This window comes from Luteimonas galliterrae (genome assembly GCF_023374055.1).
Lineage (GTDB): Bacteria > Pseudomonadota > Gammaproteobacteria > Xanthomonadales > Xanthomonadaceae > Luteimonas_C > Luteimonas_C galliterrae.
Map to the genome: position 1 here is coordinate 1,715,214 of NZ_JAMBEP010000001.1, position 21,158 is coordinate 1,736,371.

The 21,158-nt window shown below is 67.0% G+C and carries 18 protein-coding genes, 1 other RNA gene and 1 pseudogene; 2 read left to right on the forward strand and 18 right to left on the reverse strand.

The window, feature by feature from the left end; translation table 11 throughout:
• Nucleotides 1-154 precede the first annotated feature (154 nt).
• From ftsZ to mraZ, 14 genes and pseudogenes are all read right to left on the reverse strand, one after another.
• Nucleotides 155-1,360 carry a cell division protein FtsZ gene (gene ftsZ, locus M2650_RS07910; protein ID WP_249473131.1) on the reverse strand — a complete coding sequence of 402 codons (1,206 nt, stop codon included), beginning with the start codon at nucleotides 1,358-1,360 and terminating at the stop codon, nucleotides 155-157.
• Nucleotides 1,361-1,487: 127 nt separating this feature from the next.
• Nucleotides 1,488-2,723, reverse strand: a complete 1,236-nt coding sequence (gene ftsA / locus M2650_RS07915; protein ID WP_249473133.1) for a cell division protein FtsA — start codon at nucleotides 2,721-2,723, stop codon at nucleotides 1,488-1,490.
• Entirely contained in the window at nucleotides 2,720-3,505 is a 786-nt protein-coding gene (locus tag M2650_RS07920) for a cell division protein FtsQ/DivIB (RefSeq protein WP_249473135.1), read from the reverse strand. The genes ftsA and M2650_RS07920 overlap by 4 nt, the downstream gene beginning before the upstream one ends.
• Nucleotides 3,502-4,455, reverse strand: coding sequence for a D-alanine--D-alanine ligase (locus tag M2650_RS07925; RefSeq protein WP_345779845.1), 954 nt, complete (start codon nucleotides 4,453-4,455; stop codon nucleotides 3,502-3,504). The genes M2650_RS07920 and M2650_RS07925 overlap by 4 nt, the downstream gene beginning before the upstream one ends.
• On the reverse strand, nucleotides 4,452-5,888 hold the full coding sequence (murC, locus tag M2650_RS07930) for a UDP-N-acetylmuramate--L-alanine ligase (protein ID WP_249474300.1): 1,437 nt from the start codon (nucleotides 5,886-5,888) through the stop codon (nucleotides 4,452-4,454). The genes M2650_RS07925 and murC overlap by 4 nt, the downstream gene beginning before the upstream one ends.
• A 17-nt stretch (nucleotides 5,889-5,905) precedes the next feature.
• Nucleotides 5,906-6,994 (reverse strand): annotated as a pseudogene (murG, locus tag M2650_RS07935) (undecaprenyldiphospho-muramoylpentapeptide beta-N-acetylglucosaminyltransferase); the annotation flags it as partial.
• A complete protein-coding gene (gene ftsW / locus M2650_RS07940) occupies nucleotides 6,991-8,301 on the reverse strand; it encodes a putative lipid II flippase FtsW (RefSeq protein ID WP_249473137.1) in 1,311 nt (436 codons plus the stop codon). The gene ftsW and the pseudogene murG, both read right to left, overlap by 4 nt.
• Entirely contained in the window at nucleotides 8,301-9,386 is a 1,086-nt protein-coding gene (gene mraY / locus M2650_RS07945) for a phospho-N-acetylmuramoyl-pentapeptide-transferase (RefSeq protein ID WP_249473139.1), read from the reverse strand. Before mraY ends, ftsW begins: the two co-directional genes overlap by 1 nt.
• Nucleotides 9,376-10,776, reverse strand: coding sequence for a UDP-N-acetylmuramoyl-tripeptide--D-alanyl-D-alanine ligase (locus M2650_RS07950; RefSeq protein WP_249473140.1), 1,401 nt, complete (start codon nucleotides 10,774-10,776; stop codon nucleotides 9,376-9,378). Before M2650_RS07950 ends, mraY begins: the two co-directional genes overlap by 11 nt.
• A complete protein-coding gene (locus tag M2650_RS07955; protein ID WP_249473141.1) occupies nucleotides 10,773-12,245 on the reverse strand; it encodes a UDP-N-acetylmuramoyl-L-alanyl-D-glutamate--2,6-diaminopimelate ligase in 1,473 nt (490 codons plus the stop codon). Before M2650_RS07955 ends, M2650_RS07950 begins: the two co-directional genes overlap by 4 nt.
• Nucleotides 12,242-14,050 carry a peptidoglycan D,D-transpeptidase FtsI family protein gene (locus M2650_RS07960; protein ID WP_345779846.1) on the reverse strand — a complete coding sequence of 603 codons (1,809 nt, stop codon included), beginning with the start codon at nucleotides 14,048-14,050 and terminating at the stop codon, nucleotides 12,242-12,244. Before M2650_RS07960 ends, M2650_RS07955 begins: the two co-directional genes overlap by 4 nt.
• Nucleotides 14,047-14,313: a cell division protein FtsL gene (ftsL, locus tag M2650_RS07965; RefSeq protein ID WP_249473142.1), complete on the reverse strand. Its 267-nt coding sequence runs from the start codon at nucleotides 14,311-14,313 to the stop codon at nucleotides 14,047-14,049. The genes M2650_RS07960 and ftsL overlap by 4 nt, the downstream gene beginning before the upstream one ends.
• Nucleotides 14,310-15,257: a 16S rRNA (cytosine(1402)-N(4))-methyltransferase RsmH gene (gene rsmH / locus M2650_RS07970; RefSeq protein ID WP_345779847.1), complete on the reverse strand. Its 948-nt coding sequence runs from the start codon at nucleotides 15,255-15,257 to the stop codon at nucleotides 14,310-14,312. Before rsmH ends, ftsL begins: the two co-directional genes overlap by 4 nt.
• Nucleotides 15,254-15,742 carry a division/cell wall cluster transcriptional repressor MraZ gene (gene mraZ, locus M2650_RS07975; RefSeq protein ID WP_249473145.1) on the reverse strand — a complete coding sequence of 163 codons (489 nt, stop codon included), beginning with the start codon at nucleotides 15,740-15,742 and terminating at the stop codon, nucleotides 15,254-15,256. Before mraZ ends, rsmH begins: the two co-directional genes overlap by 4 nt.
• A gap of 286 nt (nucleotides 15,743-16,028) precedes the next feature.
• On the opposite strand from mraZ, the gene M2650_RS07980 reads away from it, so the two are divergent.
• Together M2650_RS07980 and M2650_RS07985 are read left to right on the forward strand one after the other, a co-directional pair.
• A complete protein-coding gene (locus tag M2650_RS07980) occupies nucleotides 16,029-16,709 on the forward strand; it encodes a hypothetical protein (protein WP_249473146.1) in 681 nt (226 codons plus the stop codon).
• Nucleotides 16,710-16,873: 164 nt separating this feature from the next.
• Entirely contained in the window at nucleotides 16,874-17,323 is a 450-nt protein-coding gene (locus tag M2650_RS07985) for an OmpA family protein (protein ID WP_249473148.1), read from the forward strand.
• Between the two features lie 212 nt (nucleotides 17,324-17,535).
• Here M2650_RS07985 and rnpB read toward each other — a convergent pair.
• The 4 genes from rnpB to rsmI form a co-directional block, all read right to left on the reverse strand.
• Nucleotides 17,536-17,886, reverse strand: an RNA gene (gene rnpB / locus M2650_RS07990) — RNase P RNA component class A.
• 48 nt (nucleotides 17,887-17,934) lie between these two features.
• Complete coding sequence (locus M2650_RS07995; protein WP_249473150.1) at nucleotides 17,935-18,804, reverse strand: alpha/beta hydrolase; 870 nt, start codon at nucleotides 18,802-18,804, stop codon at nucleotides 17,935-17,937.
• An 8-nt stretch (nucleotides 18,805-18,812) separates the two neighbouring features.
• On the reverse strand, nucleotides 18,813-20,033 hold the full coding sequence (chrA, locus tag M2650_RS08000; protein WP_249473152.1) for a chromate efflux transporter: 1,221 nt from the start codon (nucleotides 20,031-20,033) through the stop codon (nucleotides 18,813-18,815).
• Nucleotides 20,034-20,168: 135 nt separating this feature from the next.
• Nucleotides 20,169-21,017 carry a 16S rRNA (cytidine(1402)-2'-O)-methyltransferase gene (gene rsmI, locus M2650_RS08005; RefSeq protein ID WP_249473154.1) on the reverse strand — a complete coding sequence of 283 codons (849 nt, stop codon included), beginning with the start codon at nucleotides 21,015-21,017 and terminating at the stop codon, nucleotides 20,169-20,171.
• Nucleotides 21,018-21,158: the final 141 nt, after the last annotated feature.

A 21,158-nucleotide genomic window follows, 5' to 3' on the forward strand; every position in this document is an offset into this window, starting at 1 on the left:
CGCGACAGCCGAAAAAGCTCGCGGCTAAAGCCGCTCCCACAAAAGCCGCCCCTTTTATAAAAAGAGCAGTTCGCGCCGATAACGGGAAAACGCTGCCGGGCCGGCGCGGCCCGGCAGCCAATGGAGGACTGGCTTACTCGTCAGCTACTGCAAATCAATCCGCCTGCCGGCGCAGGAAGGCCGGGATGTCCAGGTAGTCACCCGGCAGGTCGGCCACGGCCGGAGCCGGGTCCGCCGCCACGCTGCGGTTGCGCAGGCCGCCGAAGCCGGGCATCGGCGCCGGATCGACATGCGACATCGCGTCGAAATCCGGCTGGCCGGTGGTGGCGTTGCGTACCAGCTTGATCGGCGTGCGCATCGGCTCGTGCTCCTGCACGCGCACGTGCTGGCGCGCAGCCACGCGGTTGAGGCCGGTGGCGACCACGGTCACCTTGACCTCGTCCTGCATGTCCGGATCCAGCACGGTGCCGATCACCACGGTCGCGTCTTCGGAAGCGAAGTTCTCGATGGTGCGGCCCACTTCGTCGAACTCGGCCATCGTGAAGTCCGGACCTGCAGTGATGTTGACCAGGATGCCGTTGGCGCCGGACAGGTTGACGTCGTCCAGCAACGGATTCTGGATCGCGCTTTCGGCCGCCGCCTGGGCGCGGTCGTCGCCGCGGGCGTGACCGGTGCCCATCATCGCCAAACCCATCTCGCTCATCACGGTGCGCACGTCGGCGAAGTCGACGTTGATCAGGCCCGGGCGCACGATCAGGTCCGCGATGCCCTGCACCGCGCCCTGCAGCACGTCGTTGGCGGCGCGGAAGGCCTGGATCATCGTCGCGTTGCGGCCGAGCACCGTGATCAGCTTCTCGTTCGGAATCGTGATCAGCGAATCGCAGTGGTGCGACAGTTCCTCGATGCCCTTCAACGCCACCTGCATGCGGCGGCGGCCTTCGAACGGGAACGGCTTGGTGACCACCGCGACCGTCAGGATGCCCATCTCTTTGGCCAGTTGCGCGACGACGGGCGCCGCACCGGTGCCGGTGCCGCCGCCCATGCCCGCGGTGATGAACACCATGTCGGCGCCGGCCAGCGCGTCCATGATGCGTTCGCGGTCTTCCAGCGCCGCCTGGCGGCCGACTTCGGGATTCGCGCCCGCGCCCAGCCCTTTGGTGACGTTGGTGCCCAGTTGCAGTTGCAGCTTGGAACCGCAGTTCTTGATCGCCTGCGCGTCGGTGTTGGCGGTGATGAATTCCACCCCGTCGACGCTGCTGTTGACCATGTGCGCGACCGCGTTGCCGCCGCCGCCGCCCACGCCCACGACCTTGATGATCGCGTTCGGGGCCATTTTCTCAACCAGTTCGAAATGCGCCATGTCCATGTCCTCCGTTCTGTACCGCTAGTTATGAAATCGGGTTGTTGGAACCAATGTGTTGCAATCGCCTCGCCTGCCGCCGCTGCATCGACGCGCCTTCGCGCCTACGCTTGCCTTCGCCGGGCCGTTAAAACTCGCCCCGGTACCAATCCTTCAATTTGTTGAACAAGCTGCCCGCGCGGCCGGTCGGTATCGACGGCCGCCGCGGGTTCTCCAATTGGCTGCCCATCAGCAGCAGGCCCACGCCGGTGGCATGCACCGGATTGCCGACCACTTCGCCCAGGCCCGACACGTGCTGCGGGATGCCCACGCGCACCGGCATCTGCAGCATCTCCTCGGCCAGTTCGACTACGCCTTCCATCTTCGAAGCGCCGCCGGTCAGCACCATGCCGGCGCGGACCAGCTCCTCGAAGCCGGAGCGGCGCAATTCGGCCTGCACCATTTCGAAAATCTCTTCGTAACGGCCCTGTACCGCCTGCGCCAGCGAGTGGCGTGGCAGCCGACGCGGCGGACGATCGCCGACGCTGGGCACCTGGATGCTTTCTTCCGCCGTCGCCAGCTGCGCCAAGGCGCAGGCGTAACGCACCTTGATCTGCTCGGCCTCGGGCGTGGGCGTGCGCAGCATGTGCGCGATGTCGTTGGTGACGTGATCGCCGGCGATCGGCAGCGACGCGGTGTGGCAGATCGCGCCCTGCACGAACACGGCCAGGTCCGTAGTGCCGGCGCCGATGTCGACCAGCGCCACGCCGAGCTCGCGTTCGTCGTTGGTCAGCACCGCGGTGCTGGAGGCCAGCGACGACAACACCAGATCGTCGATCTGCAGGCCGCAGCGCTGCACGCACTTGCTGACGTTGGCCGCGGCCGACTGCGCGCAGACCACCAGGTGCGCGTGCACCTCCAGGCGCACGCCGGTCATGCCGACCGGGTTGCGGATGCCTTCCTGCGAGTCGTCGAGCACGTACTCGCGCGCGATCGCGTGCAGGATCTTCTGGTCGGCCGGGATCGCGACCGCTTTCGCGGCTTCCAGCACGCGGTCCAGGTCGGAATAGCTGACTTCGCCGTCGCGGATCGGCACGATCCCAGGCGAATTGCGGCACTGCACGTGGTTGCCGGAGATCGACGCGTACACCGAGCGTATCTCGCAGCCGGCCATCAGTTCGGCCTCTTCGACGGCGCGCTGGATCGACTGCACGGTCGATTCGATGTCGACCACCACGCCGCGTTTGAGCCCGCGTGATTCGTGCGAGCCGATGCCGATGACTTCGATCGGGTTGCCCGGCGAATACTCGCCGACCAGCGCGACCACTTTCGATGTGCCGATGTCGAGCCCGACGATCAGCGATTTGTCGCCTTTGCGGTTCATGTCTTTCCTCGCGGCGTACCGCTTCCGCTGCCGCTCGCGGTGGGTGGAGTTGAAGGCGCAACGGCCGCGGCCGGCGGCGGCGCATCGCCCCAGCTCAATGCGAAACCGTTGGTGTAGCGAAGGTCGGCGCGCAGCAGCGGCTTTTGCTGCTGCTCCAGCAGCCGCGGCAGCAATCGCGAGAAGCGCGCGAGCCGCGAGCGCGCATCCTCGTCGCCGCGGCCGACGACGACCTGCGCGGCGTTGTCGAGGGTCAACGACCAGCTGCCGCGCGGATCGAGCGCGATGCCGAGCACGCCGATGCCGCTGCTGGCGAACATCGCCCGAGATTCGTTGTACAGCGCCACCACATCGGCGGTGCGCGCATCCGGTCCGTCGAGCTGCGGCAAGCCTTTGGGCACGTCGATGCCTTTGACCGGCAACAATCGGCCTTGCTGCGAAAGCAGGCGATCCCTGCCCCAGCGCGCGAACGGCGCGTGCTCGATCAGGCGGATCTCCAGCACGTCGGGCCAATGCTTGCGCACTTCGGCGCGGTCCACCCACGGCAGCTTGCTGACCGCATTCTGCGCATCGTCGAGTTGCACGGCGAAGAAGCCCTGCTTGGCGTAAGGCAGCACGGTCTGCCGCAATAATTGCGGATCGACGCGCTCGAACTGGCTGGTGACGCGCAGCTTGCGCAGCGGGAAACGCTCGGCGCCGACCCAGCCGTTGACCACCGCCACCACCGGCAGCGCGACCAGCGCCAACGCCAGCGCCCAGGCGAAGAAGCGCAGCATCGCGCTCATGATCCGGCCTCCGGCAGGGTCATCTCCAGGATCCGCCAGCACAGTTCGTCGAACTCGATGCCGACCTGGCGCGCGGCCTTGGGCACCAGCGAATGGCTGGTCATGCCCGGCGCCGTGTTCGCTTCCAGCAGATACAGGCGGCCGCCGCGGTCGCGCATCACGTCGACGCGGCCCCAGCCGGTGCAGCCGGCGGCTTCGAACGCGGCCGAAGCGAGGCGCCGGATCTCGTCCTCATCCGGACCCGATAATCCCGGGCACAGATACTGCGTGTCCTCGGCGACGTATTTGGCGTGGTAGTCGTAGTACTCGCCGGCCGGCACGATGCGGATCGACGGCAAGGCGACGCCGCCGAGAATGGTGACCGTCAGCTCGTCGCCTTCGATCAATTGCTCCATCAACAATTCGCCCGGATAACGCGCGGCCAATTCGACGGCGGCATCGAGGCCCGCATCGTCGAAGACACGCGACACGCCGACGCTCGACCCTTCCAACGAAGGCTTGACGATCACCGGCAAACCGAGTTCGCGCGCAGCGGCATGCACATCGCCGCTCTTTTGCAGGCGCAGGTAACGCGGCGTCGGCAGCCCAAGCGACAACCACACCTGCTTGGTGCGGATCTTGTCCATGGCCAGCGCAGAACCGAGCACGCCCGAGCCGGTGTACGGCACCCCCAGCGTCTGCAACAGGCCCTGCAGCACGCCGTTTTCGCCGTCGCCGCCGTGCAGGATGTTGAACACGCGGTCGAATTGCTTGTCTTGCAGTTCGCGCAGCAAATTGGGGATGCCGTCGACGCCGTTCGCGTCGACGCCGCGCGAACGCAACGCCTCGAGCACATTGCGGCCGGAGTCGAGCGACACTTCGCGCTCGGAACTCGCGCCGCCCATCAGCACGGCGACGCGGCCGAAGGCGGTCGGGTCCTTGATGCGCAGCGGGGCGATCTGTTTCGTCACTTCTTGTTCCCTTCGAATCCGTGCGCGGCCAGTTGTTGCGCGGCATAACCGATGTCGCCGGCGCCCATCATCAGCAGCAGGTCTCCGTCCTGCAGCACGTCGGGGAGCAGTGCCGCCAGATCGCCGGCGCCGTTGGTCACCACCGGGTCGATGCGACCGCGCGCGCGGATCGCGCGCGCCAGCGACTTCGCGTCGGCGCCGGCTATCGGCGCTTCGCCGGCCGGATAGACCTCGGTCAGCACCAGCGCATCGACGTTCGACAGCACCGCCGCGAACTCGTCGAACAGATCGCGGGTGCGGCTGTAGCGGTGCGGCTGGAAGGCGACGACCAGACGCTTGCCGGGCCAACCCCCGCGCGCGGCGGCGAATACGGCTTCGAGTTCTTTCGGATGGTGGCCGTAATCGTCGACCAGCTGCACGCGTGCGCCGGTGCCGGTCTTCAGTTCGGCGAGCAGATTGAAGCGGCGGCCGATGCCGGCGAAATTCTCCAGCGCGCGCACGATCGCATCGGCGGGCACGCCGAGCTGCCAGCCGATCGCCGCGGCGGCCAGCGCGTTCTGCACGTTGTGGCGGCCCGGCAGCGCCAGCGTCGCCGGCGTGCGCGAACCGTCCGGCAGGCACAGGTCGAAACGCATGCGCGCGCCGTCCTGGACGACGTTCTCGGCGCGCACGTCGGCTTCTTCCGCAAAACCGTACGCCATCACGTGGCGCGGCGTCTTCGCCGCGAGCGCGGCGACTTCCGGATCGTCTACGCACAGCACCGCCAGCCCGTAGAACGGCAGCCGATGCAGGAATTCCTCGAAAGCGGCCTGCACCTGCGCGAAATCGCCGCCGTAATTCTCCAGATGGTCGGCGTCGATATTGGTGATCACCGCGATCAGCGGATTCAGGCGCAGGAAGCTGCCGTCGCTCTCGTCGGCCTCGGCCACCAGCCACTGGCCGCCGCCCAGGCGCGCGTTGGCGCCAGCCGCGAGCAGCTGCCCGCCGATGACGAACGTCGGATCGATGCCGCCCTCGCCCAGCACGCTGGCGGTCAGCGACGTGGTGGTGGTCTTGCCATGCGTGCCGGCGACCGCGATGCCGCGGCGGAAGCGCATCAGCTCGGCCAGCATTTCGGCGCGCGGCACGATCGGGATGCGCTGCGCGCGCGCTTCCATCAGTTCGGGGTTGTCGTGCTTGATCGCGCTCGACACGACCACGCAATCGGTGCCGAGCACGTTGGCCGCGGCGTGGCCTCGGTGCACCGCCGCGCCGAGCTTGGCCAGGCGCCGGGTAACCGCGTTGTCGGCGTTGTCCGATCCGGACACCTGATAGCCGAGCGTGCACAGCACTTCGGCGATGCCGCTCATGCCGACGCCGCCGATACCGACGAAATGCACGCGGCGATAGGCGGCGGCGAGGTCGCCGCTGTCCTGCATGCGCCGGGTGTGCATGGTGCTCGACATCACGCGGCCTCCTTCAGGACGATGTCGGCGATTTCCGCGGCGGCGTCCGGCCGCGCGAGCTTGCGCGCGGCGTCGGCCAGCGCGCGGCGCTTGCCGGCATCGGCCAGCAACGGACGCAGCGCATCGACCATCCGAGATTCGAAACCCTCGCCTTCCGGCACCAGCACCGCCGCGCCGCGCTCGACCAGGAATTCGGCGTTGCGCGTCTGGTGGTCGTCGACCGCAGCGGGGAACGGCACCAGCACACCGCCGAGCCCGGCCGCGCAGAGCTCGGCCAGTGTCAGCGCTCCTGCGCGGCACACCACCAGATCGGCCCACGCGTACGCGGCGGCCATGTCGGCGATGAAAGGCTCCACGCTGGCGGATACGCCGGCTTCGGCATAGGCCTGCTGCGCCGTTGCGAGCAGTTTTTCGCCGCACTGATGGCGCACTTCCAGGTTTTCGGCATTGAGCGCGCGCAGTGCTTTTGGCAACACGGCGTTCAAGGCGCGAGCGCCCTGGCTGCCACCGAGCACGAGCATGCGCACGCTGCCGTTGCGTCCGGCGAAACGCTCGGCCGGCGGCACGATGGCTGCGATCTCGGCGCGTACGGGATTGCCGACCACTTGTTCGCCGGCAACGGCGAAACTGCCAGGGAATCCGCTCAGCACGCGCTTGGCGAATTTCGCCAGTACGCGGTTGGTGAGGCCCGGCGCGCGATTCTGTTCGTGCACGATCAGCGGAATGCCGGCGAGGCGCGCCGCGAGGCCGCCCGGACCGGCGGCATAGCCGCCGAAGCTGATCACCGCGCGCGGCTGCCGTTCGCGCAGCGTCTGCCGCGCCGCGTTCACGGCCGACAACACTTTGAACGGCGCCGCCAGCAATGTGGCCAAGCCCTTGCCGCGCACGCCGCGTACGGCGATGGTGTCGATGGCGATACCGTGCTGCGGCACCAGCCGCGTTTCCATCCCGCCCTCGGCGCCCAACCAGAGCACCGGCACGCCGCGATCGCGCAATGCGCGCGCGACCGCGAGACCCGGGAAAATGTGCCCGCCCGTGCCGCCGGCGAGGATCATCACCGGGTGCAGCTCGGAGCCGGTCGCGGCGAGCTTCATGCGCCCTTCCTCAATCCGAGCGTCGGTTCGGTGCGCTGCCGCAGACGGCTGGTGCCGCGCGCGGGCGCAATGTCGGCCGGCGCAGGTTGCGCGGTCGGCGGCGTGCCGGCCGAAGGTTGGGCCGCTTCGCCGCGCAAACGCGCGACTTGGCGTTCGGCGCGATCCAGCTCGTAGGACACGCGCAACAACAGGCCCAGCGCGGCGCAGGTCATCAGCACGCTGGAACCGCCGGACGAAATCAGCGGCAAGGTCAAGCCCTTGGTCGGCAGCAGGCCGAGATTGACGCCGATCGAGACGAAGCTCTGCAGGCTGATCCACAGCGCGATGCCGAACGCGCAATAGCCGGCGAAGTGGCGACGCATCTCGACGCAACGCAAACCGATCCAGAAAGCACGGCCGACCAGCAGCGCATACAGGCCGATCACCAGGCACACGCCGACGAAGCCGAGTTCTTCGCCGATCACCGCCAGGATGAAATCGGTATGCGCCTCGGGCAGGAAGTTCAGCTTCTGCACCGAACCGCCCAGGCCGACGCCGAACCATTCGCCGCGGCCGACCGCCATCAGCGCATTGGTCAGCTGGTAGCCGCTGCCGAGCTGATCGGCCCACGGATCCAGGAACGAGGTGAAACGGCGCACGCGGTACGGTTCGGCGATAGCGATCGCCGCCAGCACCGGCAGGCCGATCAGCACCGGGCCGAACATGCGCGGCATGTGCACGCCGCCCAGCACCAACATGCCGGCAGTGATCGCCAGGATCAGCGACAGCGAACCGAAGTCCGGCTGCATGATCAGCAGCGCGACCAGCAGGACCGCGACGCCGATCGGCTTGAGCATGGCGACCCAGGTCGCGTTGACCTCGTCGCGGAAGCGCACCAGATAGCTGGCCAGCCACACCACGTACATCAGCTTGACCGCTTCCACGGCCTGGAAATTGGACACGCCCAGGTTGATCCAGCGCCGCGCGCCGTTGACGCTCTTGCCGATGCCGGGCACGAACACCAGCAGCAGCAGCACGAAGCACAGCAGCAGCAGCCACTGGTTCTTCTGCTCCACCGATTTCAATTCGGTGCGCATCGCCCACACCGCCAGGCCGCAGCCGGCGCCGAGGAACACGACATGCCGCGTCAGGTAATAGAACGGACCGACGCCGTCGTTCTCCGCGATCGCGATCGAGCTGGACGCGACCATGATCACGCCCAGGCAGGCCAGCGCGATCGCGGCGCCGAGCAGCCACGGGTCGAACCGGCCTTGGATGGCGTCGAGCCGGGTGGCCTGTCGTGGCGTGTCTAGGAAGGCCGTGCTCATCAGCGCACCTTCAACGTGGCCAGGCCGACCAGGACCAGGATCACCGAGATGATCCAGAAGCGCACGATCACGCGCGGCTCGGGCCAGCCTTTGAGTTCGAAGTGGTGGTGGATCGGCGCCATCCGGAACACGCGCTTGCCGGTGAGCTTGAACGAGGCCACCTGGATCATCACCGACAGCGTTTCGATGACGAAGATGCCGCCCATCACCACCAATACCAATTCCTGGCGCACGATCACCGCCACGGTGCCGAGCACCGCGCCCAGCGCCAGCGCGCCGATGTCGCCCATGAACACCATCGCCGGATAGGTGTTGAACCACAGGAAACCGAGCCCCGCGCCGGCGATGGCCGCGCAGATGATCACCAGCTCGCCGGCGCCGGGCACCTGCGGAATTTGCAGGTAATTGGAGAACACCGCATTGCCGGAAGCGTAGGCGAACACGCCCAGCGCGCAGGCCACCAGCACCGTGGGCATGATCGCCAGGCCGTCGAGGCCGTCGGTCAGGTTGACCGCGTTGGAAAAGCCCACGATCCAGAAATAAGCGATCGCGACGAAGGTGATGCCGACCAGCGGCAAGGCCACCGCCTTGAAGAACGGGATGTAGAACGTGGTCGCGGCGGGCGCGTCGGCGGTGTAGAACAGGAACAGGCCCGCTGCCAAGCCGAATACGGACTGCGCCAGGTATTTCCAGCGCGATTTCAACCCGTTCGGATCGCGCTTGACGATCTTGATCCAGTCGTCGTACCAGCCGATCGCGCCGAACGCGAGCATCACCGCCAGCACCAGCCACACGTAGCGGTTGCGCAGGTCGCCCCAGAGCAGCACCGACAGCAGCACGGTGATCAGGATCAGCGCGCCGCCCATGGTCGGCGTGCCGGCCTTGGAGAAATGCGTCTGCGGGCCGTCCTGCCGGATCGGCTGGCCGCCCTTGTATTGCGCCAGCTTGCGGATCACCGCCGGTCCCAGCCACAGCGACAGGAACAGCGCGGTGAGCGCGGCCAGGATGCCGCGGAACGTGAGGTAGGCGAACAGCCCGAACAGGCTTTCCAACTGCTGCAGCCAGCGCGTGAGTTCAAGCAGCATGTGCGGCGCCCTCCCCATGAGGCAGCAATGCGGTGACGATGCGGTCCATGGCGCTGCCGCGCGAGCCTTTGACCAGCACGCGCAAGCCGGCGGACCCGGCGAAACCCTCGAGATCCGAACCGAGCGCCGTCGCCAACGCTTCGTGCGATTCGAAAACCTTGGCGCCATCGCCGAACGAGCGCGCGGCGGCGGCGCTCAATGTGCCGAGCGCATACAGGCGCGCGATGCCCGCGGCTTTGGCGCGGCGACCGGCTTCAGCATGCAGCGCCTCGCCGTCGGCACCGAGTTCGCGCATGTCGCCCAGCACCAGCCAACTCTCGCCGGTCTGCCCGGCCAACGTGTCGATCGCGGCGTTGAGCGAACCGGGATTGGCGTTGTAGCTGTCGTCGATCAGCAGCGCGCCGTTGCCGAGCCGGTGCGTGACAAGGCGGCCCGCGACCGAACGCGCGGCGCCGAGCCCGGCGGCGATCGCATCGAGCGGAACGCCTGCGCCGAGCGCCAGGCCGGCAGCGGCCAGCGCATTGGATACGTTATGGCGTCCGGGGAGATGCAAATCGATATCGGCATCCCCGGTCGGCGTGATCATGGTGAAACGCGTGCCTTCGTCGGTAGCGCGGATATCGCGCGCGCCGATATCCGCCGTGGCCTCCAGACCGAAACGCAGGATACGGCGGCCATGCGCGCGTTCGGCGAAGTAAGGCGCGAACGCGTCGTCGGCATTGATCACCGCCACGCCGTCTGCCGGCAACGCGTCGTAGATCGCGGCCTTGGTGTCGGCCACGCCGAGCAGGCTGCCCATGCGCTCCAGGTGCGCCGGCGCGATGTTGTTGACCAGCGCGACGTCCGGCCGCGCGATGGCGGTGAGGTAGGCGATGTCGCCCGGCTGGCCGGCGCCCATTTCGTAGATCGCGTAGTCGGCGTCTTCCGGCGCGTCGATCACCGCCAGCGGCAGGCCGATTTCGTTGTTGCGGTTGCCGGGATTGGCGTAGGCGATCTTGTCTTCGCGCTGCGCGATCAGCTTGAGTATCGATAGCAGCAGCGTCTTGACGCTGGTCTTGCCGTTGCTGCCGGTGATCGCGATGACTTCGCTGCCCCGTCCATGCTGCAAACCGGCGGCGAATGCGGCGAGCGCACGCTCGGTGTCGGCGACGACGATCTGCGGAATGGCGACATCCAGCGGCCGCGACACGAGCGCCGCCGCGACGCCACCTTCGGCGGCCTTGCCGACGTGATCGTGTCCGTCGAAGCGTTCGCCCTTCAACGCGATGAACAGCGGCGCGCCCTGCGGAAGCGCGCGGGTGTCGGTGGCGACCGCATCGATCACGACATCGTCGCCATGCACGCGGCCACCGGTCATGATCGCGATCTCGGACAGGCGCATCGGCTTCATGCCCTGCCCTCCAAAGCTTTGCGCGCGACCTGCGTATCGTCGAACGGATATTTCTTGCCTGCGACTTCCTGGTAGGTCTCGTGGCCTTTGCCGGCGATCAGCACGATGTCGTCCGGGCCGGCTTCGCCGATCGCGCGGGCGATGGCGGCGGCGCGGTCGCGCTCGACCACGGCGTCCTGCGGCCGCGCGAACCCGGACACGATCTCGGCGACGATCGCGTCGCCGTCCTCGCCGCGCGGATTGTCGTCGGTGACGTAGACGCGCTCGGCGTGCGCTTCGGCGATAGCCGCCATCAGCGGGCGCTTGCCGCGGTCGCGTTCGCCGCCGCAGCCGAACACGCAGATCAGCCGGCCGCGCAGGTGGCCGCGCAGCGATTCCAGCGCCTGCTGCAACGGGTCGGGCTTGTGCGAATAGTCGATCACCACCAGCGGCAGCACGCCATCGCCGCCGAGGCGGTTCATGCGGCCGGGTATCGGCTGCAACTGCGGCAGGGCGGCGGCGATCGCTTGCGGGGTTTCGCCCAGCGCGTGCAGCACACCGGCCGCCGCCAGCAGGTTGTCGATGTTGAAACGGCCCAGCAACGGCGACCGCACCGCGAACCGCTCGTCGCCGAGCACCAGGTCGAAAGCGATGCCGGATGCGTCCAGCGCGACGTTTTCGGCGCGCACCAGCGCCTGCGCCTGGCCCTGCGCGCTCAGGCCGATGCCGCGCACCGATTCGGGCAGCTGCGCCAGCAGCGAAACGCCGAACTCGTCGTCGAGATTGATCGCGGCCGCGCGCAAGCCCGGGCGCGCGAACAGCTTCGCCTTGGCCGCGCCGTAAGCGGCCATGTCGCCGTGATAATCGAGATGGTCGCGGGTGAGGTTGGTGAACACCGCGACGTCGTAATGCACCGCGTCCACGCGGCCCTGGTCTAGCGCGTGCGAACTCACTTCCATCGCCACGGCGGCCGCGCCCGCGTCGCGCAATTGCGCCAGCAGCGCGTGCATTTGCAGCACCAGCGGCGTAGTGAAACCGGTCGGGCGCACGTCGCCGTACAGGCCGGCGCCCAGCGTGCCGATGGTGCCGGTGCGCTTGCCCAGCAATTCCAGCGACTGCGCGATCAGCTGCACGGTCGAGGTCTTGCCGCTGGTGCCGGTCACGCCGACCATCGTCATCGCATGCGAAGGCCGGCCGTGGAACTGGTCGGCCATCGTGCCCATGCGCGCGCGCAAGCCGGGCACTGCGATCGCATCTTCCGGCGCAGGCAATTCTTCGGGCGCCGGCGGTTCGAACAGGATCGCGCTTGCGCCGGCGGCCTTGGCCTGATCGACGAAGCCCAGGCCGTGCGCGCCGAAACCGGCGATCGCGACGAAAGCGTCGCCGGCGCGGATGTCGCGGCTGTCCAGCACCAGACCGGTGACGGCCAGATCCTGCGGCACGTCGGCGACGTCCGGCAGCAACTCTGCGAGCAGCATCGCGCGCGTCATCGCAGGGCTCCCTGCGCCGGCAGCAGCACCGGTGCTGCTTCTTCGTCGGCGGCGGCGGCCGGTGCGCGCGCGACGGCAGGTTTCCCGCCATTGCGCTTGGCTTCGGCGGCGGATTGCGCCGCGAGCCAGGTTTCGATGTCGTCCGGCGGCACATCCATCAAACGCAGCGCGCCTTCCATCACGTTGTGGAACACCGGCGCGGAAACGGCACCGCCGGTGTAGCCGGTCAGGCCCGGCTCGGGATCGTTGACCACGACCGCCATCGAGAACCGCGGATTGTCCACCGGCACCACGCCTGCGAAAAAGGCGACATAGCGGCGCGAATAGCCGCCGCCGCTGGCCTTGCGCGAGGTGCCTGTCTTGCCGGCGACGTGATAGCCCAGGATCGCCGCCTGCTTGGCGGTTCCGCCCGGCTCGGTCACGGTCTGCATCATCTTCATCACTTCGTGCGCGATCGCCGGATCGAGCACTTCGCGCGCTTCGTTGTCCTGTCCTTTCACGAACGTCGGCGCGCGCAGCTTGCCGCCGTTGGCGAGCGCGGCGTAGGCCTGCGCGATCTGGATCGGCGTGGCGGAAATGCCGTAGCCGTAGGACATGGTCTGCTTGGTCGTGCCGTACCATTTCGCCGGCGGCGGGAACAGCCCGGGCACTTCGCCGGGGAAGCCGCTTTGCGTGCTCTGGCCGTAACCGAACTTGCGCAGGAAATCGTAGAACGTCTGGTTCGGCAGCCGCGCCGCGATCTTGGCCGCGCCGACGTTCGAGCTCTTGCGGATCACGCCGGTGGTGTCGAGCACGCCGTAGTTGTGCATGTCGGTGGTGCGGTAGCGGCCGTTCGGGATCCAGCCCGGATTGGTGTCGAAGATCGTGCGCGGCGTGATCACTCCGGCTTCCAGCGCTGCGGCCACGGTCAGCGGCTTCATGGTCGAGCCGGGCTCGATGACGTCGGTCACCGCACGGTTGCGGTGGGTGTCGCGGTTGCCGACTTCGACCGCGTTCGGGTTGTACGACGGCAGGTTGGCCATCGCCAGCACTTCGCCGGTGGCGATGTCCAGCACCACGACCGAACCGCTGCTGGCGCCGGATTCGAGCAGCGCGTTCTTCAACTCGCGATAAGCGAGGTACTGGATGCGGCGATCGATGGTGAGCGTCAGGTCTTTGCCCGGTTGCGCAGGCTTGATCAGGTCGACGTTCTCGACGAACTGGCCGCGGTTGTCGCGGATCACGCGCTTGCTGCCCGGCGTGCCCCGCAGCCATTCGTCGAAGGCCAGCTCCAGGCCTTCCTGGCCGTGGTCGTCGATGTCGGTGAAGCCCAGCACGTGCGCCATCGCTTCGCCCTGCGGGTAGAAGCGGCGGAACTCGCGTTGCGAAGCCACGCCCGGAATGCCGAGCGCGATGATCTTCTTCGCCGCCACGGGGCTGATGCGGCGCTTGAGCCACATGAATTCCTTGCCGGCGCGCTGCGAGACCTTGCGCGTCAGGTAGTCGCTCGGCACGCCCAGTGCCTTGGCCAATTCCGGCAAGCGCGCGGGATTCTTCAGCAGTTCCTGCGGGTCGGCCCACACCGATTCCACCGGCGAGGACACCGCCAGCGGCTCGCCGTTGCGGTCGGTGATCATGCCGCGCGAAACCGGGATCTCGATGTCGCGCAGGAAGCGCGCATTGCCCTGCTTCTGGTAGAAGTCGTTGTCGATCAGCTGCAGGTCCACCGCGCGGCCGACCAGCGCCAGCGAGCACAGGCCCAGCGCGCCGGCGACCATCGCCAAACGGGCACGGAGATTGAACTGGGCGCGGTTGCGCGGCTTCATGGGCGCACCACCACGATCTCGTCCGCTTCGGGGAATTTCATGCCGAGCTTGTTGCGCGCGATCTGGTCGATGCGGTTGCTCTCGGCCCAGGTCGCCTGCTCCAGCTGCAGCCGGCCGAATTCGATGTTGAGCTCGTCGCGCGCCTTCTCCAGCCTGGTCAGCTCGACGAACAGCTCCCGGTGCTGGTGGCGCGCGTACACCACCAGGATCGCGCTGCCGATGTTGGCGGCGAGCAGCAAGGCCAGGAGCACGCGCAGGCTCATGCGGCCTCCGCCAGTTTTTCGGCCACGCGCAGCACCGCGCTGCGGGCGCGCGGATTGGCCGCCGTTTCGGCGGAATCCGCTTTCTGCGCATCGCCGATCGCGCGCAACGTCGGCACGAATACTTCCGCCTCCGGCAGCCGGCGATTGGCCGGCGGCGCCTTCGCATGCTTGGCGATGAAGCGCTTGACGATGCGGTCTTCCAGCGAATGGAAGCTGATCACCGCCAACCGAGCGTGCGGCTTGAGCGCGGCATGCGCGGCGTCCAAGCCGGCTTCCAGATCGGCCAGTTCGCGGTTGATGTGGATGCGGATCGCCTGGAACGAGCGCGTCGCGGGGTGGATCTCCTGCTTGCCGCGTGGCATCGCCGAAGCGATCAGTTGCGCGAGGTCGCCGGTGCGCTCGATCGGCTGCTGCGCGCGCCGGGCGACGATGCTCCGCGCGATGCGCCGGCTCATGCGTTCTTCGCCGTAGGTCCACAGCACGTCGGCGATGTCCTGCTCGGATGCGTTCGCCAGCCACTGCGCCGCGCTTTGGCCGCTGTCGGGATCCATGCGCATGTCGAGCGGGCCGTCCTTGCCGAAGCTGAAGCCGCGTTCGGCGACGTCGAGCTGCGGCGAAGACACGCCCAGGTCGAACAGGATGCCGTCCAGGCCGTCCGCGGCAGCGTCCCATCGCGCAAGATCGGCGAAGCTGCCGCGTCGGATCGAGACGCGCGGATCCTTGCCGAACTCGCGTTCGGCAGTCGCAATCGCCTCGGGATCCTTGTCCATCAGCAGCAGTCGCCCTCCCGCGCCCAGCCTCTGCAGCACGCCGCGCGCATGGCCGCCGCGACCGAACGTGCCGTCCAAATAAGTTCCGTCCTCGACCACCCGCAGCCCTTCCATGACCTGCACGAACATCACCGGAAGGTGGGCGGACCGGACGGCCGCGCCACCCGCCGTCACAACTGCAAATCGAGCATGTCCTCGCCCAGATCCGCATCGCCGATGGTCTGGCGGATCTGCGCGTGGTGCGCTTGCTCGCTCCACAGTTCGAATTTGTCGCCCATGCCCAGCAGCACGGCTTTTTTCTCGATGCCGACCGCGCTGCGGTGGCTGGCCGGCACGCTGATGCGGCCGCTGCCGTCGGGCTCGACGAAGCTCGCCGCGCCGACCAGTTTCAGCTGCAGGTTGCGGCTGACGCTCTTGGTGCGCGGCAACGCGTTGATCTGGTCGCGCACGCGCTCCCAGACCGGCTGCGGATAGAGGTAGAGGCTGCCGGCTTCGAACGGGTTGTAGGTGATCACCAGCCGGTTGCCGCATTCGCGGGCGACGAGGTCCCGATAGCCGGTGGGGATCGCCAGCCGGCCCTTGTCGTCGATCGTGATGGCGGTCTCGCCCTGGAACACACAGCCGTCCGGTTCTTGCCCGTCTTCGGCGGGCTTCAGCATCGGAAAACCACTAAAACCCAGGTTTCCCCACGAGACGCCACCTTAGGAGTGCCCCACAACGTTGTCAACAACTTTCAGGTGAGAATTTCGCTAGGCGCGTCAATGACTTGCAGCAAACTTGAGAGACTTGTTCAAGCTTTATCCACAAGCTGCTGTTTCGTCTCAAATTTTGAGATTGATCATATTCTCACGCATGCTGAGACAAGCGTGCTGCCTCACGGATCTGCTTTGTTGCGCCGCAACAATTCACGATTAAAAACAAAAATAGGACAATTGCTTTAAATAAATGAAATTGTTTCATTTAGTGACCAAGGCGCCTCCATCCGGCAGACACCCTAGTGAGGTTCCACAAATGATTAATGCGCTACTTGTTACGAATGCCCCGCCTGCCAACGGAGACTTGGACATGACCACATGCCGGATGCTGTCGCTGCTCGCTCTTTGCTTACTTGCCGCTTGCAAGCAGTCGTCGCCCGATACAGGCACGGCACAGCCTCCGGCCGATACGTCCGCCGTCGCCGCCGAATCTGCGGCACAACCCAATCCGACAGTCGCGCAGCAGCCGACAGCGCCTCCTCCGGTGGCGGCGCCTATCGCTACGCAGATCGGCCCGAAAGGTTCGCAATGGGACTTGTCCAAGGTCGCCGTGACCGGAAACGTGTTGACCGTACAATTCAACATCCGCACCGGCGACGAGAACTTGTGGAATCCGTCGCTGCCGCTGAGCGATGTCAGCGTCGTGGACGATGCTACTTCGCAGCGCTACAGCCCGCTTCAGGATAATTCCGGCAAGCCGATGGCGGCTCCGTTGAATACGCAGAACGACCAGAAGCTCAAGCTCGACATCAAGAAAAATTCGAACGGCGTGATCTGGGTGAAATTCCCTGCGCCGCCGGCGACGTCGCAAACCGTTTCGATCAATATTCCCGAAGTCGCTCCGTTCGACGGCGTAGCGATCCAGCGATGAGATTCCTGATGCCGATTGCGCTGATCGGCCTTGCCTGCAGCTGCTCCCGGCCAGACGCACCGGCGGATCCGCAGCAGGAAGCCCGGCAACCGAGTTCGGAAACGGCCAACCCATCGACGCCACCCCCAGGCAACGCGCAAGCGCCTGTTGCGCAAGGTTCCGCATTGACCGGAACCGTCAGCGGGCTCGCGGGCGACGTCTCGCAACTGCAGGGCCTGGTCGACGCGCTCGGCGGCGAGGTCCGCGACAGCGAAATCTATGTCGCATTGCCGGCCGATACGCTGTTCGAATTCGACAAGGCCGAAATCCGCTCCGGAGCCGAGGCCGGCCTGCGCACGCTTGCCGAGTTGGTAGGCAAAACGCAGGGCACCGTGCAACTCAAGGGATACACCGACGCCAAGGGCGAGGATGCCTACAACTTGGGGTTGTCCAAGCGTCGCGCCGATGCGGTCAAGACATGGTTGGCAGCGAACGGCGTGCCGGACACTCGCCTGCAGGCGACCGGTTTCGGCGAAGCCGACCCGGTCGCGCCCAACCAGCGGTCCGATGGCACGGACGATCCGCAAGGGCGCGCGAAAAACCGTCGCGTGGAAGCGATCATTCCGCGCGGCTGATTAGCGGCCGAATGCCACGAGCGAGATCACAAGCTCGCGGCTGAAGCCGCTCCTACGAAAAGCTGAAAGCCGATCGCGAGAAGCCACTCGAAAGGAATAGCCCCCTTTAGTAAAGGGGGCGCGACAGTGCGGGGAATTGGAAGCACATAGCGGGGCCCAAATTTTAGCTTCACCAAAATTTGGGGTTTTCAATGCGTAGCATTGGAAACGCGGGGCGGAGCCGGCCGTTAAGCCGGGTTCTGTCGTGGACAGTCATTCTTCTAGGCGCATCGTCGCCGATACGCTCGAGCAGCCTACCCGGAGACACCGCGGGCCGCGGCATAGTCTCCCTATTTGGCCTTGCTCCCGGTGGGGTTTGCCGTGCCGGTCCGTTGCCGGACTCGCGGTGCGCTCTTACCGCACCATTTCACCCTTGCCACGCGTTCCGAAGAACCGTTCGGCGGTATCTTTCTGTTGCACTTTCCGTCGGCTCGCGCCGCCCAGGCGTTACCTGGCACCGTGCCCTGTGGAGCCCGGACTTTCCTCGGCACCCTTGCGGGTGACGCGACTGCCTGGCCGACTCCGCCATGGGCATTGTCTCATTAATGCCCGTTTATGACTTGAATGGCCGTTTATCGACCGATAAAGCCGAGCTCACGCAGGAAGGCGACCGCCTTGGCCTTGGCGTCCCGGCTCACGGCTTCGTCGATCGATGGGTAGTCCGGTATTTCTTGCTGCGCCAGGTTGCGGGTGAACAGATGGCCGACGCCGGGATATATCTGCAGGTCGCAACGGTTGCCGGCCTTGCGCATGCGTTCGCAGAACGTGCGCGCGCCCGCAGCCGGCGTGACGTTGTCCTTTTCGCCCTGTAGCACCAGCGTCGGCGGCAGGCCGGTGCGGACGTGCCGATCCGGCGACAACGCAGCAGCCCTTTCGTCGCTGCCGGTAAGTTTTCGGAACCAGCCGGAGTCCGCAATCGACAAAGCCGGCGACCGCAGTACCAACGCATCGGGGCGCGCAGGAACCGCGCCGTCCGAAGCATCGTCGAAAATGGCCGCCGAAGCGGCCAGGTGTCCGCCCGCCGACGTGCCGGCGGCGGCGATGCGCTTGGGATCGATGTTCAGACGGGCCGCTTGGCGCCGCACCCAGCGCATGGCTGCGCGCGCATCGGCGACGGCTTGGTAAGGCGTGATCGATTTCTGGTCCGATAGCCGGTAGTCCACAGCGATCGCCACCAGCCCTTCGCTTGCCCACGCAGCCGCGCTTGAGTCCATCCAGCTGGCTTCGCCTTCGTTCCAGCCACCGCCATGGAATAAAACGATGGCGGCATGCGGCGACGGGGTATCGCCATCGCGCGGTTTGAATATGCGCGCCTGCATCGGCTGGCGGTCGCCGCCGGGATAGTGTTCGATGATCGGCACCGATGCCGGCGCCTGTGCGCCGGCCAACGCCGGCGCGGCACATGCGATCACCAACAGCAGCGACCACCCGATAGCTTTCATAGCGCCCCCTATCGCAACAGCCCCAGTATAAGACTGGTCAGCGCCAGACCCAGAACGACCAGCCACGGCGGCAGCTTCCAGCGGGTCAGCGCGGCCACGCCCAGCACCACCAGCGCGGCGTCGCTCAGGGCATGCACGGCACTCGTCCACACCGGCCGATACAACGCCGCTAACAACAGCCCGACGACCGCGGCATTGACGCCGGCCAGCGCAGCCTGCATGCGTGCGTTGCGGCGCAATGCACTCCAGAACGGCAGCACGCCGATGACGAGCAGGAACGACGGCAGGAAGATCCCCGTCAGGCAAAGCAGGCCGCCCCACCATCCGCCCGGTCCAGCCGACATCGCTGCGCCTAGATAGGCGGCAAAAGTGAATAACGGACCGGGCACAGCCTGCGCCGCGCCATAGCCGGCCAGAAAGGCATCGTCGGAAATCCAGCCCGTCGGCACCACAGCGGCCTGCAGCAACGGCAGCACGACGTGGCCGCCGCCGAACACCAGCGAACCGGCGCGGTAGAACGCCGAAAAGATCGTCAGCTCCGGCACCGGCCACAGCCGCGTGGCCAACGGCAACGCCAGCAGCAACGCGAAAAAGGCCAGCAGGGACAACGCGCCGAGGCGGCGCGGTATCCGCATCGGCAACGCGTCCTGCGACGGCGATGGCGTGCGCCGGAAAAAAATCGCGCCGACGATGCCGCCCGCGGCGATTACGCCGATCTGTCCCCAGGCATCGGGCCGCAGCAGCACGACTACCGCCGACGCCAACGCGATCGCGATCCGCGGCGCATCCGGACATAGCGTGCGCGCCATGCCCCACACTGCTTGCGCGACCACCGCCACCGCCACCAGCAGCAGGCCATGCACCGCGCCGGACGGCCACTGCATGCCCCATGCCGACGCCGCCAGCGCGAACAGGACCATGGCCAGCGCCGACGGCAGCGTGAATCCGCACCACGCCGCCAACGCGCCGCGCAAACCGCCCCGCGCCAACCCTACCGCCATGCCGACCTGGCTGCTGGCCGGGCCAGGCAGGAACTGGCATAGCGCGATCAGGTCGGAATAGCCTTGCTCCGACAGCCAGCGCCGCCGCACTACGAACTCTTCGCGGAAATAGCCCAGGTGCGCGATCGGGCCGCCGAACGAGGTCAATCCCAATCGCAGGAAGACGAGGAAGATCGTCCAGGCGTTGTCGTACGCGCGATCGACGGCGCCGGCCCGGTTCTCGATCATCGGCGCGAGCCCACGCTTTGTAGAGCGGGGCTTGCTCCGCTGCACTTCGTAGGTGCGAATTCATTCGTACGCTTCTCACGGAAGAGCAAAAGCGTGCGAATGAATTCGCACCTACGAAAAACGAGGGCAGCGCTGCTAGCCGCCATACAGCGCCTTGCGCGGCGCCCCGCTCAATTCCGCAGCCAACTTGGCCGCAGTCGACGGCGGCAGATGCTCGCTGAGTTTGGCATAGAGACGGCGGCCGTCGGCGACCTTGGCGTCGGCGTCCTCGCCGGCGCCGTGCACCAGCAACACGAATTCGCCCTTGCGCTGATTGGGATCGGCCGCGACGCGCGCCCGCAGATCCTCGAGCGTGCCATCGAGCACCGTTTCGAAAAGCTTGGTCAGCTCGCGCGCGATCGTGGCCGGGCGCTGCGCGCCGAACGCGGCGACGGCGTCGGCGAGCGCATCTTCGATGCGATGCGCGGATTCGTAGAACACCAGCGTCCGCGTTTCGCCCGCCAACGCGGACAGGCGTTCGCGCCGCGCGGTCGCCTTTGCCGGCAGGAAGCCTTCGAAGACGAAGCGGTCGCTGGGCATACCCGCCACGCTCAGCGCGGCGATCAGCGCGCTCGGCCCGGGCACAGGGCTCACCGGTACGCCCGCTGCGCGCGCGGCGCGGACCAGACGGAAACCGGGGTCGCTGACCAACGGCGTGCCGGCATCCGAGACCAGGGCCAGCGATTCGCCGGCGAGCAGGCGCGCCACCAGCCTTTCTGCGATCTCGTCCTCGTTGTGTTCGTGCAATGCGATCAGCGGCCTTTCCACGCCGAAATGCGCCAGCAACTGCCGCGTGTGGCGAGTGTCTTCGGCGCAGATGGCGGCAACGCGCTTGAGCGTTTCCAACGCGCGCGGGCTCAGGTCGCCGAGATTGCCGATGGGGGTGGCGACCACGAACAGGCTGCCTGAACGGACCGTGCCGGCGGATTGTGAAGGGCCTGACATCGTTTCTCCAGCGGCTGCGCGGGTAGAATCCTAGCCGTTCTTCCCACCGAGACCCGCAACGATGCGGAATGCGATGACACGGACTGCCGGATCGAGGCTGTTGCTGGCGTTGGCGATGCTGCTGATGGTGGCCGGCTGCGC

Bases quoted from the DNA above. Each gene is read 5' to 3' on its own strand.
- ftsZ (WP_249473131.1), bottom strand. From the start codon at position 1,360: ATGGCGCATTTCGAACTGGTTGAGAAAATGGCCCCGAACGCGATCATC.
- ftsA (WP_249473133.1), bottom strand. From the start codon at position 2,723: ATGAACCGCAAAGGCGACAAATCGCTGATCGTCGGGCTCGACATCGGC.
- M2650_RS07920 (WP_249473135.1), bottom strand. From the start codon at position 3,505: ATGAGCGCGATGCTGCGCTTCTTCGCCTGGGCGCTGGCGTTGGCGCTG.
- murC (WP_249474300.1), bottom strand. From the start codon at position 5,888: ATGCACACCCGGCGCATGCAGGACAGCGGCGACCTCGCCGCCGCCTAT.
- ftsW (WP_249473137.1), bottom strand. From the start codon at position 8,301: ATGAGCACGGCCTTCCTAGACACGCCACGACAGGCCACCCGGCTCGAC.
- mraY (WP_249473139.1), bottom strand. From the start codon at position 9,386: ATGCTGCTTGAACTCACGCGCTGGCTGCAGCAGTTGGAAAGCCTGTTC.
- M2650_RS07950 (WP_249473140.1), bottom strand. From the start codon at position 10,776: ATGAAGCCGATGCGCCTGTCCGAGATCGCGATCATGACCGGTGGCCGC.
- M2650_RS07955 (WP_249473141.1), bottom strand. From the start codon at position 12,245: ATGACGCGCGCGATGCTGCTCGCAGAGTTGCTGCCGGACGTCGCCGAC.
- M2650_RS07960 (WP_345779846.1), bottom strand. From the start codon at position 14,050: ATGAAGCCGCGCAACCGCGCCCAGTTCAATCTCCGTGCCCGTTTGGCG.
- ftsL (WP_249473142.1), bottom strand. From the start codon at position 14,313: ATGAGCCTGCGCGTGCTCCTGGCCTTGCTGCTCGCCGCCAACATCGGC.
- mraZ (WP_249473145.1), bottom strand. From the start codon at position 15,742: ATGCTGAAGCCCGCCGAAGACGGGCAAGAACCGGACGGCTGTGTGTTC.
- M2650_RS07980 (WP_249473146.1), top strand. From the start codon at position 16,029: ATGAAATTGTTTCATTTAGTGACCAAGGCGCCTCCATCCGGCAGACAC.
- M2650_RS07995 (WP_249473150.1), bottom strand. From the start codon at position 18,804: ATGAAAGCTATCGGGTGGTCGCTGCTGTTGGTGATCGCATGTGCCGCG.
- chrA (WP_249473152.1), bottom strand. From the start codon at position 20,033: ATGATCGAGAACCGGGCCGGCGCCGTCGATCGCGCGTACGACAACGCC.
- rsmI (WP_249473154.1), bottom strand. From the start codon at position 21,017: ATGTCAGGCCCTTCACAATCCGCCGGCACGGTCCGTTCAGGCAGCCTG.